This window comes from Shinella sp. GW821-FHT10F02 (assembly GCF_058809275.1).
In genome coordinates this window covers 438127-450394 of the sequence record NZ_JBXASL010000004.1, presented here as the reverse complement: position 1 = coordinate 450394, position 12268 = coordinate 438127, and the positions used below count along the sequence as shown (strand labels likewise).

At 65.2% G+C, this 12268-nt stretch carries 12 protein-coding genes; 9 read left to right on the top strand and 3 right to left on the bottom strand.

What is annotated here, in order from left to right; genetic code table 11:
* Positions 1-13: 13 nt before the first annotated feature.
* On the bottom strand, positions 14-1132 hold the full coding sequence (gene dnaN / locus AC1RWL_RS15315) for a DNA polymerase III subunit beta (protein ID WP_256118143.1): 1119 nt from the start codon (positions 1130-1132) through the stop codon (positions 14-16).
* A gap of 232 nt (positions 1133-1364) precedes the next feature.
* On the opposite strand from dnaN, the gene rsmI reads away from it, so the two are divergent.
* The 9 genes from rsmI to AC1RWL_RS15270 all read left to right on the top strand — a co-directional run bounded on the left by rsmI (position 1365) and on the right by AC1RWL_RS15270 (position 10714).
* On the top strand, positions 1365-2291 hold the full coding sequence (gene rsmI, locus AC1RWL_RS15310; protein ID WP_493095184.1) for a 16S rRNA (cytidine(1402)-2'-O)-methyltransferase: 927 nt from the start codon (positions 1365-1367) through the stop codon (positions 2289-2291).
* Entirely contained in the window at positions 2281-2649 is a 369-nt protein-coding gene (locus AC1RWL_RS15305) for a YraN family protein (protein WP_493095183.1), read from the top strand. Before rsmI ends, AC1RWL_RS15305 begins: the two co-directional genes overlap by 11 nt.
* A gap of 103 nt (positions 2650-2752) precedes the next feature.
* Positions 2753-4051, top strand: a complete 1299-nt coding sequence (locus AC1RWL_RS15300) for an extracellular solute-binding protein (protein WP_435266760.1) — start codon at positions 2753-2755, stop codon at positions 4049-4051.
* A gap of 17 nt (positions 4052-4068) precedes the next feature.
* Positions 4069-5001 (top strand): ABC transporter permease subunit, encoded by a 933-nt coding sequence (locus AC1RWL_RS15295; protein WP_435266944.1) that lies wholly within the window; start codon positions 4069-4071, stop codon positions 4999-5001.
* 13 nt (positions 5002-5014) lie between these two features.
* Positions 5015-5857: a sn-glycerol-3-phosphate ABC transporter permease UgpE gene (ugpE, locus tag AC1RWL_RS15290; RefSeq protein WP_256118135.1), complete on the top strand. Its 843-nt coding sequence runs from the start codon at positions 5015-5017 to the stop codon at positions 5855-5857.
* Between the two features lie 12 nt (positions 5858-5869).
* Positions 5870-6979: a sn-glycerol-3-phosphate import ATP-binding protein UgpC gene (locus tag AC1RWL_RS15285; protein WP_493095182.1), complete on the top strand. Its 1110-nt coding sequence runs from the start codon at positions 5870-5872 to the stop codon at positions 6977-6979.
* The gene (locus tag AC1RWL_RS15280; RefSeq protein ID WP_493095181.1) at positions 6976-7968 is read left to right on the top strand and encodes an endonuclease/exonuclease/phosphatase family protein; all 993 of its coding nucleotides are present in this window, start codon (positions 6976-6978) and stop codon (positions 7966-7968) included. The genes AC1RWL_RS15285 and AC1RWL_RS15280 overlap by 4 nt, the downstream gene beginning before the upstream one ends.
* Before the next feature lie 70 nt (positions 7969-8038).
* Positions 8039-8983 (top strand): glutathione synthase, encoded by a 945-nt coding sequence (gene gshB / locus AC1RWL_RS15275; protein ID WP_493095180.1) that lies wholly within the window; start codon positions 8039-8041, stop codon positions 8981-8983.
* Positions 8984-9181: 198 nt separating this feature from the next.
* A complete protein-coding gene (locus AC1RWL_RS15270) occupies positions 9182-10714 on the top strand; it encodes a YifB family Mg chelatase-like AAA ATPase (RefSeq protein WP_493095179.1) in 1533 nt (510 codons plus the stop codon).
* A gap of 42 nt (positions 10715-10756) precedes the next feature.
* Here AC1RWL_RS15270 and AC1RWL_RS15265 read toward each other — a convergent pair whose 3' ends face one another.
* Positions 10757-11155, bottom strand: coding sequence for a VOC family protein (locus AC1RWL_RS15265; RefSeq protein WP_493095178.1), 399 nt, complete (start codon positions 11153-11155; stop codon positions 10757-10759).
* 54 nt (positions 11156-11209) lie between these two features.
* Positions 11210-12178: a cysteine synthase A gene (cysK, locus tag AC1RWL_RS15260; RefSeq protein ID WP_493095177.1), complete on the bottom strand. Its 969-nt coding sequence runs from the start codon at positions 12176-12178 to the stop codon at positions 11210-11212.
* Between the last annotated feature and the right edge of the window lie 90 nt (positions 12179-12268).

Below are 12268 nucleotides of genomic sequence, written 5' to 3'. Positions count from 1 at the left end.
TGCTGCCGGCGGCCTACACGCGCATCGGCATGAGCACGTAGAGCGCATCGTCGCCGGCGAGATCGCGCACCAGCGTCGGCGAGCCCGGATCGGCCAGCATGAACACGGCTTCCGTGCCGGAAAGCTGCGAGGTGATGTCGAGCAGGTACTTGGCGTTGAAGCCGATTTCGAGCGGATCGTTGTCGTAGCCGACGGCCAGTTCTTCCGTCGCACTGCCAGAATCCGGGTTGTTGACGGTGAGCGTCAGCTGGCCTTCGCCAAGCGCCAGCTTCACGGCGCGGCCGCGCTCGGAAGATATGGTGGAAACGCGGTCGACCGCCTGCGCGAAGGACTGGCAGTCGATCTTCAGTTCCTTGTCGTTGTTGGTCGGGATCACGCGCTGGTAATCCGGGAAGGTGCCGTCGATAAGCTTCGAGGTCAGCACGATCGAGCCGATGGTGAAGCGGATCTTCGCATCGGACACTTCCACCGTGACGACGAGTTCCGGGTTATCGACCAGCTTCTGGAGTTCGCCGACCGTCTTGCGCGGGATGATGATGCCCGGCATGCCCTCCGAGCCCGACGGGGCTTCGACATCGGCGCGGGCGAGGCGGTGACCGTCGGTGGCGACGGCGCGCAGCTTCAGCGCGCCGTTGCTCTCGATCGTGTGGATGAAGATGCCGTTCAGGTAATAGCGGGTCTCTTCCGTCGAGATCGCGAACTGCGTGCGATCGATCAACATCTTGAGATCCGTCGCCTTGAGGCGGAACGTGTGGGAAAAGCTGCCGGCGGTAAGGTCCGGGAAGTCGGACTGCGGCAGGCATTGCAGCGAGAATTTCGAGCGGCCGGAGGTGACCGTCATCGAGGAGCCGTCGGCATTGGTGGCGAGCGCCACTTCCGAACCGTCGGAGAGTTTGCGCACGATGTCGTAGAGCAGATGCGCGGGAACGGTCGTGGCACCCGCCTGCTCGACCTGCGCCGGCGTCGCCTCGGTGATTTCCAGGTCGAGGTCGGTCGCCTTCATGTCGAGGCTGGCGCCGTCCGAGCGCAGGAGCACGTTCGAGAGGATCGGGATCGTGTTGCGGCGCTCGACCACGCGGTGAACGTGGTTCAGCGACTTCAGGAGATTGGACCGCTCGAGAGTAATGCGCATGGATGTATCGCTTTCGACCGCTTGCACGCCGGAGACCGGCGCGGCATTGCCTTGGAATTCCGGCAGGCGCCGGATGGATGTGGACGGGCAAAATGGCAGAAACAGGCGGACGATTGCAAGTGCTAACGGCGCCGGACACAGGATAGTCAACCGCCGGACCTTGCGAGGGCATCGGCGCTCGCCCATAAGGAGGGGAAATGCGGCCGTCCAGCGGCTGGAAAGGTGACGGACGATGCGGGATGAAGGTGCGGCAAGCGGGGCGGGTGCAAGTGCGAAAACCTTTCGCCTGCACAATGCCGTGATCCCCGCCCGGCCGCAGGAGCCCGCGCTCTATCTGGTCGCCACCCCCATCGGCAATCTCTCCGACATCACGCTGCGCGCCCTGGAAACGCTCGCCGGTGCGGATGTGCTCGCCTGCGAGGACACCCGCATCACCCGCGTGCTGCTCGACCGCTACGGCATCGTCAACCGGCCCTATGCCTATCACGAGCACAATGCGGACGAGGCCGGCCCACGCCTCATCGCGGCGCTCGAAGCGGGAAAATCCGTGGCACTGGTCTCCGACGCCGGCACGCCGCTCGTCTCTGATCCCGGTTATCGCCTGGCGCTCATGGCGATCGAAGCCGGGCACCGTGTGGTGCCGATCCCCGGCGCCTCCGCACCGCTCGCCGCCCTCGTCGGCTCCGGCCTGCCGAACGATGCCTTTTTCTTCGCCGGATTCCTGCCCTCCAAGGACAAAGCGCGGCGCGATCGTCTCGCCGAGCTGGCAAGTGTGCCGGCAACGCTGCTCTTCTTTGAATCACCGCACCGTATTGCGGCGACCGTCGCTGCCGCAGCCGACGTGCTGGGCGAGGGACGGGCGGCATGCGTCTGCCGCGAACTCACCAAGACTTTCGAGGAATTCCGCCGCGGCCCGCTCGGCGACCTCGCCGCCTTCTATGGCGACGGCCACACCGTCAAGGGCGAGATCGTCTTCGTCATCGCCCCGCCGGGCGAGGCGGCCGCACCCGAGGCGGCGGATGTCGACCGGCTGCTTACGGCGCTCGTGAAGGACATGTCGGCTGGCAAGGCGGCGACCGAGGCGGCGCGCCAGACCGGCCTGCCGCGCCGCGATCTCTACCAGCGCCTCATCGACCTGAAGGGTGGCGATGGGGAATAGGGCGGCCGATCCGAACCGGCTCAAAGCCTTCCGCCGCGGACATGTCTCCGAATATATTGCCGCGCTCTACCTGATGGCAAAGGGCTATCGCATCCGCGCCATCCGCTATCGCACCAAGCTCGGCGAGATCGACATCATCGCGCAGCGCGGCGATCTTGTCGTCTGCGTCGAAGTGAAAGCCCGGCGCGATGTCGACAGCGCCGTCTTCGCCGTCACTGCAACCACCCAGAACCGCATCCGCGCGGCGAGCGAAGTCTGGCTTTCCCGCCAGCCGGACGGCCACCGCCTCTCCCTGCGCTATGACATCGTCGCCGTGCAGCCCTGGCGTTTCCCCAAACACCTTGTGGATGCGTTCTGAGCAAAAGGAAAATGTAACGAAACTGACACGAAACCGTAACGCGCCCGTCACGCTCGCTCATTAGTGCACCCCTCACACCAAATCCGGTGAAGAGGAGCAACCCATGTTCAAGCCGCTTTCCCTCGCAGGTTTCGCACTCGCCGTTTCCGCCTCGGCCTCGATGGCCGCCACCAACATCACCTGGTGGCACGGCATGGCCGGCCGCAATGGCGAAGTCATCAACGAAGTCGCCCAGAAGTTCAACGCTGCGCAGTCCGCCTGTGCGCTGACGCCGGTTTCCAAGGGCACTTACGAAGAGGCGCTGGCTTCCGGCATCGCCGCCTTCCGTTCGGGCGAACAGCCGAACATTCTCCAGGTCTTCGACGCCGGTGCGGCGACGATCATCAACGCGCCTGGCGCCGTCATCCCGGCTGAAGACCTGATCAACGGTGCCGGCTACAAGTTCGACCGCGAAGCCTTCATCGAGGGCGTGCGTTACTTCTACGCCGCGCCGGATGGCAAGTTCGTCGGCATGCCGTTCAACTCCTCGGCGCCGATCATGTATGTCAACACCGAAGCCCTCGAAAAGGTCGGCGTCGAAGCCCCGAAGACCTGGGAAGAGTTCGAGGCGATCGCGCCGAAGCTCAAGGAAGCCGGCTACCTGCCGCTCGTCCAGTCGCAGCTGACCTGGCAGTTCACCGAAAACTTCTTCTCGCGCCACAACATCCAGTTCGCGACGAACAACAACGGTTACGACACGGTCGTCGACACCAAGATCAACATGACGGACCCGAACCTCGTCATGATGTTCACCAAGCTCAAGGCCTGGGCTGACGAAGGCTATTTCGGTTATTACGGCGCCGGCTGGAACGACAACCAGAAGCTCTTCGAAGAAGGCAAGGCCGCCTTCTGGATCGGCTCCTCGGGTTCGTTCGGCGGCCTCCAGAAGACCGCGCAGAAGCCGTTCTCGGCAACCTTCCTGCCCTATTGGAACAGCATCCAGGGTGCCGGCACCAACACCTTCATCGGCGGCGCTGCCCTCTTCGCGATGTCCGGCAAGCCGGAAGCCGAAAACAAGTGCACGGCCGACTTCTTCCAGTTCCTGACCTCGCCGGAAATCCAGAAGTTCTACCACGAGGCAACCGGCTACGTCGCCATCACCACGGCTGCCTATGAGCTGACCAAGTCCGAAGGTTACTACAAGGAGAAGCCGGCGGCCGAAGTCGGCATCCAGCAGCTCATGCTGCCGTCGGGCGAATGGTCGAAGGGCTACCGCCTCGGCTTCTACCCGCAGATCCGCGAGATCATGGAGCGTGAATACGGCCGCATCTTCGCCGGTGAAACCACGGTCGAAGAAGCCCTGAAGACGATCGAGACCGAAGCGAACGAACTGCTCGCCCGCTTCGCCAAGACCGCCGGCTGATACTGCCATCCGCTGAAATTCGTGCCGGGGGCGTCCTGCTCCCGGCACGCCGCTATGAAGGTGGCTCCATGAAGCGCGTGCAATTCTCGTCGCCCTATCTGCCCTATCTCTTTATCGCGCCGCAGATGGCGATCATCTTCGTGTTCTTCTACTGGCCGTCCGTGCAGGCGATCCAGTCGTCCTTCTACCTCGAAGACCCGTTCGGCTTCGGCTCCACCTTCGTGGGCCTGTCCAACTATTCCGACGCGCTGGGCTCCGTGCAGTACCAGTCGATCGCCCGCTTCACCGTGCTCTTCACGGTGCTCGTCACCTTCCTGTCGCTCGGCATCGGCATGCTGCTCGCGGTGAAGGCGGATGCGGTGCTCAAGGGCAGCTCGACCTACAAGACGCTGCTGATCTGGGTCTATGCCATCGCCCCGCCGGTCGCCGGCCTCATGGGCATGATGTTCTTCGACCAGCATATCGGCCCGCTGGTCAAGCTCGCGGCCTTCTTCGGCTGGGACATGAAGGTCGGCCTCAACTACAACGACACGGCGATCGCCATGATCATCGTGTCGGTCTGGAAGCAGATCCCCTACAATTTCATCTTCATCCTCTCCGGCCTGCAGGGCATTCCGGTCTCGATCCGCGAGGCTGCCGCCATCGATTGTCGCTCCGGCATGCGTCGCTTCTGGACGATGACGCTGCCGCTCTTGGCGCCCACCGCCTTCTTCCTGCTCATCATCAACATGACCTATTCGCTGTTCGACACGTTCGGCGTCATCGACGTGATGGTGAAGGACAAGGCGGCCAACAACCCGATCACGCTCGTCTACAAGGTCTATATGGACGGCTTCCGCGGCAACGACCTCGGCGGCTCCTCGGCCCAATCGGTCATCCTGATGATCGTCGTCTTCGTGCTCACCATCTTCCAGTTCCGCTTCATCGAGCGGCGCGTCCATTACAATTGAGAGGGCGCCCGCCATGTACCGCACCCGTTTGCTCGACCACGTCATTCTCCTGATCGGCGTCTTCATCATGGTGGCCCCCGTGGTGGTCGCCTTCATGACCTCCACCCACGAGGCGGCCGACATCCATCGCAACGGCCTTTCGCTGACCTGGGGCGGCTATTTCACCGAGACCTACAACACCGTGCTCACCCGCAAGGGCGGCTTTACCGGCGAAATCACCGGCGCGCGCATGATCTGGAACTCGCTGATCCTCGGCATCGGCTTTGCCGCCGGCAAGATCATCCTGTCGATGCTGGCCGCCTACGCCATCGTCTATTTCCGCTTCAAGCTCGGCACGCTGTTCTTCTGGATGATCTTCACCACGCTGCTGCTGCCGCTCGAAGTGCGCATCCTTCCCTCCTACGAGGTGATGAACAAGCTCTCGCTCACCAACACCTATACCGGCCTCATCGTGCCGCTTCTGGCGTCCGCCACCGGCACCTTCTATTTCCGCCAGTTCTTCAAGTCCGTGCCGGAGGAATTGCTGGAGGCCGCGCGCATCGACGGCGCCGGGCCGTTCAAGTTCTTCATCGACATTCTCGTGCCGCTGTCGCGCACCATGATCGCGGCGATCTTCATCATCATGTTCGTCTATGGCTGGAACCAGTATCTCTGGCCGACGCTGATGACCACGGACGAGCGCTTCTTCACGCTGGTGCGCGGCATCAAGCAGATCCTGCTCGTCTGGGTCGGCTCCAACATTCCCGACTATAACGAGGCCTTTGCACTGGCGATCCTCGCCATGCTGCCGCCGGTGATGATCGTGATGATCTTCCAGCGGTGGTTCATCAAGGGCCTTACCGAAAGCGACAAATAAGGAGCCTGTCCCATGGCATCGATCGGTATCAAGGACGTATCCAAGATCTACAATGGCGGCGTCACCGCGGTCAGCTCCGTCTCGATCGACATCGCCGATGGCGAGTTCATCGTGCTCGTCGGCCCGTCCGGCTGCGGAAAGTCGACGCTGCTGCGCATGGTCGCGGGGCTGGAAGCGATCAGCGAGGGCAGCGTGACGATCGGCGACCGCGTCGTCAACGAGGTCGATCCCGCCGACCGCGACATCGCCATGGTCTTCCAGAACTATGCGCTCTACCCGCATATGTCGGTCTACGAAAACCTCGCCTACGGCCTGAAAAACCGCCGCACGCCCAAGGCCGAGATCGACGCCCGCGTGGCGGAAGCCGCCCGCATGCTGGAGCTCCAGCCCTATCTGGAGCGCAAGCCGCGCGCGCTTTCCGGCGGCCAGCGCCAGCGCGTCGCGATGGGCCGCGCCATTGTGCGCAAGCCCTCGGCCTTCCTGTTCGACGAGCCGCTCTCCAACCTCGACGCCAAGCTGCGCGTCTCCATGCGCGGCGAGATCAAGCGCCTGCAACGCCGCGTCGGCACGACCTCGATCTACGTCACGCACGACCAGCTCGAAGCCATGACGCTTGCCGACCGCCTCGTCGTGCTTTCCGGCGGAAAGATCGAGCAGATCGGCCGCCCGCTCGACGTCTACCACCGCCCCGCCACCACCTTCGTCGCGAGCTTCATCGGCTCGCCTGCCATGAACCTCGTCACCGGCGAGCTGCACGGCAGCAAGCTCGCCCTCGGCCCCGCCCTCATCGATCTCGGCGCGACGGTGCCGACCCAGGGCGCGGTGACCGTGGGTCTCCGCGCCGAAGACCTGCACATCCACGACGGCGTGAAAGGCGACCTGCCGTTCCGCATCGACTATGTCGAGGAACTGGGCTCGCAGCGCCTCGTGCACGGCGTCGTCGGCGACCAGCCGCTCGTCGCCGCCATCCCCTCGGAAATCCCGCTGCCGGAAACCGCCTCGCTCTCCATCGCCACGGCCAAGCTGCACTTCTTCGACAGCAAGAGCGGCCAGCGCATCGACTGGTCGGGCGAGGGCGCCATCGCAGCCAGCATTCCTGCCATGGAGGTCGCCGCATCATGATCCGCGAAACCGTCGGCCGGCTGGCCGCTCCCACCGGCGTGGAACGCGCCGCCATTGCCGGCCTCGAAAAATCCATCGCCGCGCATGACGCCCACATGGCCGATCTCGCCTGCATGAATGCGGTGGAGGCCGGCGGTAGCGCCGAGCGCGCCGAGCCGCTGCCCTTCCCCTTCACGGTCGCCGCCTGGAACCTGGAGCGCTGCCTGTTTCCGATGGAAAGCGCCGAACATCTGGGTGCCACCGGCGCGGAGATCGTGCTGCTCTCCGAGATGGACGACGGCATGGCCCGCACCCGCCAGCGCCACACCACCGCGGAAGTCGCCGAAGAGCTCGGCATGGCCTATCTCTACGGCGTCGAATTCGTCGAGCTCGGCCTCGGCTCGGATACCGAGCTGGAATTCTGCAAGGACCAGTTCAACCGTCGCGGCCTGCACGGCAACAGCCTGCTCTCCACCGTGCCGCTGCACGAAGCCTTCCTGCTGCGCCTGCCGGGCGAGCGCCTGTGGTTCACGGGCGAGGTCGACCAGCCGCGGCTCGGCGAGCGCATGGCGATCGGCGCGGTGATCAACACCGAATCCGGTCCGCTCGTGCTGGCCTCCACCCATTTCGAAAGCGCCACCACCGCCGCCTATCGCGAGCGTCAGATGGTCGGCCTCATCGATGCGCTGGAGGCAGCCTTCCCCGGCCGCCCCATGCTCATCGGCGGCGATCTCAACACCGGCAACCACGCCGACGGCGATTTCGAAGCGGAAGGCCTGTTCGCCCGCGCCGCCGAGCGCGGCTTCACCCGCCACGGCGGCCCGCTCGACGTCATGACGACGCGCCCGAGCCTCATCACCCGCTGGCCCGAACGCTCGATGAAGCTCGACTGGTTCCTGTCGCGCGGCCTTTCGGTGTCGGATACGCGCATCGTCTCCTCGCTCTCGCCGGCCGGCCGGCCGCTCTCCGACCACGACCTCATCACCTGCCGCATCGACGGTTTCGCCTGAGCGCTGCACGCCCGTTGCGCTCGCCCCTCGGGCACCTTAAATGTGTCGGGCATTCCTGAGGGGACTTTTCATGGCAAAGATCAAGAACGTCGCGGTCCAGATGGACCATGTGTCGACCATCAATATCGCCGGCGATTCCACCTTCGCCATGAGCATCGAGGCGCAAAGCCGCGGCTACAAGCTCTTCCACTACACGCCGGACCGCCTGAGCCTGCGCGACGGCACGGTCTATGCCACCGTCGAGCCGATGGAGCTGCGCGACATCAAGGGCGACCACTACACGCTCGGCACCCCGGAGCGCGTCGACCTGTCGACCATGGACGTGGTGCTGCTGCGCCAGGATCCGCCCTTCGACATGTCCTACATCACCTCGACGCACCTGCTGGAGCGCATCCACCCCAAGACGCTCGTCGTCAACGACCCGGCCTGGGTGCGCAACTCGCCGGAGAAGATTTTCGTCACCGAATTCGCCGACCTTATGCCGGCAACGCTGATCACCCGTGATCCGGCCGAAATCCGCCGCTTCCGCGACGAGATGGGCGACATGATCCTGAAGCCGCTCTATGGCAATGGCGGCGCCGGCGTCTTCCATTCCACGAAGGATGACCGCAACCTCTCGTCGCTCTTGGAAATGTTCGGCCAGATGTTCCGCGAACCCTTCATCGCCCAGCAATACCTGCCGGACGTGCGCAAGGGCGACAAGCGCATCATCCTCGTCGATGGCGAGCCCGTCGGCGCCATCAACCGCGTGCCCGCCGAACACGATGCCCGCTCCAACATGCATGCCGGCGGCCGCCCCGAGCCGACGGAGCTGACGGCGCGCGAAAAGGAAATCTGCGCCCGCATCGGCCCCGCGCTGCGCGAGCGCGGCTTCCTGCTGGTCGGCATCGACGTCATCGGTGATTACATGACCGAGATCAACGTCACCTCGCCCACCGGCATCCGCGAAGTGAAGAAATTCGGCGGCGCCGACATCGCCGCCCTGCTCTGGGACGCCATCGAAAAGAAGCGCTAATGGTGCGCGCGGGACGTTCCGTTCGCGAACGTCCCGCCTTCGTTCCGCAAATGCAACCGAGCACAACCAGCACGCGGAAAATCTTCGCGCAAGTTCTATAATTGTTCTTGTTTCATTCCGAATTCCATGCCAGATTTCCAGCTGCAACCCAGGGGCGGTTGCGAGGGTCGTTTTCGGCCAGGGCGAGCGGAGTCCATCATGGTGGCGCGGGTCAGCACGATTGCGTTTCAGGGCATCGAGGGCGTGCCCGTCGATGTGCAGGTGATGGTGGCGCCCGGCAAGGTCGGCATGCAGATCGTCGGGCTGGCGGACAAGGCGGTCGCCGAAAGCCGGGAACGGGTGCAGGCCGCGCTCCACGCCTCCGGCCTGTCGCTGCCGCCGAAGCGGGTGACGGTCAATCTCGCGCCCGCCGATCTGCCGAAAGAGGGCAGCCACTACGATCTCGCCATCGCGCTCGGCCTCATGATGGCGCTCGGCGCCCTGCCGGGTGACGCGCTGGACGACTATGTCGTCATCGGCGAACTCAATCTTGACGGCACGATTGCCGCGGTCGCCGGAGCGCTGCCCGCCGCCATGGGCGCAAACGCACTCGGCAAGGGCGTAATCTGCCCGGCGGAGAACGGTGCGGAAGCCGCCTGGGCCGGTGGCGGGCTCGATATTCTAGCGCCGCGCAGTCTCATCGCGCTGGTCAACCATTTCAAGGGCACGCAGGTCCTGTCGCGCCCCGCGCCGGCCATCCGCGCGCCGGCCGGCGACCTGCCGGATCTCGCCGATATCCGCGGCCAGGAAAGCGCCAAGCGGGCGCTGGAAGTGGCAGCCGCCGGCAACCACAATCTCCTGATGGTCGGCCCGCCCGGTTCGGGAAAATCCATGCTCGCCGCGCGCCTTGCCGCCATCCTGCCGCCGCTCTCGCCGGCGGAGCTCCTCGAAGTCTCGATGATCCATTCCATCGCCGGCCAGCTGTCCGGCGGCCGCCTGTCGGACCGCCGGCCTTTCCGCACGCCGCACCACTCCGCCACCATGGCCGCCCTCGTCGGCGGTGGCGCCCGGGCACGGCCGGGAGAGGCCTCGCTTGCCCATAATGGCGTGCTCTTCCTCGATGAACTGCCGGAATTCTCGCCGCAGGCGCTCGATGCGCTGCGCCAGCCGCTCGAAACCGGCGCATGCATCATCGCCCGCGCCAATCACCGCGTCAGCTACCCCGCCGCCGTCCAGCTCGTCGCCGCCATGAACCCCTGCCGCTGCGGCATGGCGGGCGAACCCGGCAGGCAATGCGCCCGCGGCCCGCGCTGCATGAGCGACTACCAGGCCCGCGTCTCCGGCCCGCTGATGGACCGTATCGATATCCGCATCGACGTGCCCGCCGTCTCCGCCACGGACCTCATCCGCCCGATGGCGGCGGAGGCGAGCGCCACCGTCGCCCGCCGCGTCGCCCGCGCCCGCGCCCTGCAGATCGACCGTTTCGCCCGTCTCGGCATGGGTGGGGTGACGAGCAATGCGCGCGCCTCGACGGCGCTCGTCGAAAAGGTCGCCGAACCCGACCCCGGCGGCCTCCAGCTTCTGCGCGACGCCGCGGAAAAGATGCGCTTCTCCGCCCGCGGCTATCATCGCATCCTCAAGGTCGCCCGCACGCTGGCCGATCTCGACGAAGCCGCAATCGTCGGCCGCATCCACCTGGCGGAAGCGATTTCCTATCGCATCGTCGGTGATCGAATGGCGGCAATGGCGTGATTGCGCGGGGGCGGCGGGATCAAAGCCAGCCGTCCGCTGATACTAGGCCGGACCCTTGAAGACCACTTCGATCCGGTGCCCGTCCGGATCGATGACGAAGGCGGCATAATAGGATGGTCCATAATCGGGCCGAAGCCCCGGAGCGCCATTATCGCGTCCGCCGGCGGCAAGGGCCGCCTGGTGGAAAGCCTCCACGGCCTGCCGGTCCGTCGCGGCGAAGGCGACATGGAAGCCGGCACCCGTTGCCACGGCGGCATCGCCATGTTCCTTGAGGGCGAGCTTGTCGCCGCCGCCGGGTGGTCCGTAGCCGACGGCCTGGCCCGCTTCGCCGGGCCGGATATCAGACCAGACCCGGCCATAGCCGAGCGGCGCGAACGCGGCGTCATAGAAGGCGGCTGCGCGCACAATATCCGAAACGCCGAGGGAGAGGTGATGGATCATGCTGTCCCGTATGGGAAAGGCCCGCCGCGCGCTGGCGCAACGGGCCGCCAGATCTCAGCCGCCGAGGCCTTCGAAAAGCGCGGTCGAAAGGTAACGCTCGGCGAAGGAGGGGATGATGACGACGATGGTCTTGCCGGCATTTTCCGGACGGCTGCCCACCTTGACGGCGGCGGCGAGTGCGGCACCGGACGAGATGCCGACCGGCACGCCTTCGAGCCGCGCAACGAGGCGGGCATTTTCGAAGGCCTCGTCATTGGTGATCGGAACCACTTCGTCATAGACCGAGGTGTCAAGGATAGCCGGGGCAAAACCCGCGCCGATACCCTGGATCTTGTGCGGGCCGGGGTTGCCGCCGGAGAGGACCGGGCTGTCGGCCGGTTCCACCGCGATGACCTTGAAGCCGGGCTTCTTCGCCTTCAGCACCTGGCCGGCGCCGGTGATCGTGCCGCCGGTGCCGATGCCGGAAACGAGGATGTCGACGGCGCCCTCCGTGTCGTTCCAGATCTCTTCCGCCGTGGTCTTGCGGTGGATTTCCGGGTTGGCCGGGTTTTCGAACTGCTGGGGAATGATGGCGTCCGGAATGCTGGCGGCCAGTTCCTCGGCTTTTGCGATCGCGCCCTTCATGCCCTTCGGCCCCTCGGTCAGCACCAGCTCGGCGCCGAGCAGCGCCAGCATCTTGCGGCGCTCGACGGACATGGTCTCCGGCATGGTGAGGATGAGGCGATAGCCCTTGGCGGCGGCGGCGAAGGCGAGCGCGATGCCCGTATTGCCCGAGGTCGGCTCGACCAGCGTCGACTTGCCGGGCGCGATCTTGCCTTGCGCTTCCAGCGCCTCGATCATCGCAACGCCGATACGGTCCTTGACGGAGGCGATCGGGTTGAAGAATTCGAGCTTGGCGAGAAGGTTGGCGACGACGCCCTTCTCCTTGGCGAACTTGTCGAGCCGCACGATCGGCGTATCGCCGATTGTCTCGGTGATGGAGGCGTAGATCCGGCCACGGCCGGGCTTGCGGGTGTCGGTCATCGGGGGCTCCCTCGGTTCTCGTTACCGGAGAAGATAGGAGCGAATGCCGCCGGAGACGAGTCCGGATTTCGCGACAAAAGCGTTGGAAGC

Coding starts and splice junctions, on each gene's coding strand:
- dnaN (WP_256118143.1), bottom strand. CDS start 1,132: ATGCGCATTACTCTCGAGCGGTCCAATCTCCTGAAGTCGCTGAACCAC.
- rsmI (WP_493095184.1), top strand. CDS start 1,365: ATGCGGGATGAAGGTGCGGCAAGCGGGGCGGGTGCAAGTGCGAAAACC.
- AC1RWL_RS15305 (WP_493095183.1), top strand. CDS start 2,281: ATGGGGAATAGGGCGGCCGATCCGAACCGGCTCAAAGCCTTCCGCCGC.
- AC1RWL_RS15300 (WP_435266760.1), top strand. CDS start 2,753: ATGTTCAAGCCGCTTTCCCTCGCAGGTTTCGCACTCGCCGTTTCCGCC.
- ugpE (WP_256118135.1), top strand. CDS start 5,015: ATGTACCGCACCCGTTTGCTCGACCACGTCATTCTCCTGATCGGCGTC.
- AC1RWL_RS15285 (WP_493095182.1), top strand. CDS start 5,870: ATGGCATCGATCGGTATCAAGGACGTATCCAAGATCTACAATGGCGGC.
- AC1RWL_RS15280 (WP_493095181.1), top strand. CDS start 6,976: ATGATCCGCGAAACCGTCGGCCGGCTGGCCGCTCCCACCGGCGTGGAA.
- gshB (WP_493095180.1), top strand. CDS start 8,039: ATGGCAAAGATCAAGAACGTCGCGGTCCAGATGGACCATGTGTCGACC.
- AC1RWL_RS15270 (WP_493095179.1), top strand. CDS start 9,182: ATGGTGGCGCGGGTCAGCACGATTGCGTTTCAGGGCATCGAGGGCGTG.
- AC1RWL_RS15265 (WP_493095178.1), bottom strand. CDS start 11,155: ATGATCCATCACCTCTCCCTCGGCGTTTCGGATATTGTGCGCGCAGCC.
- cysK (WP_493095177.1), bottom strand. CDS start 12,178: ATGACCGACACCCGCAAGCCCGGCCGTGGCCGGATCTACGCCTCCATC.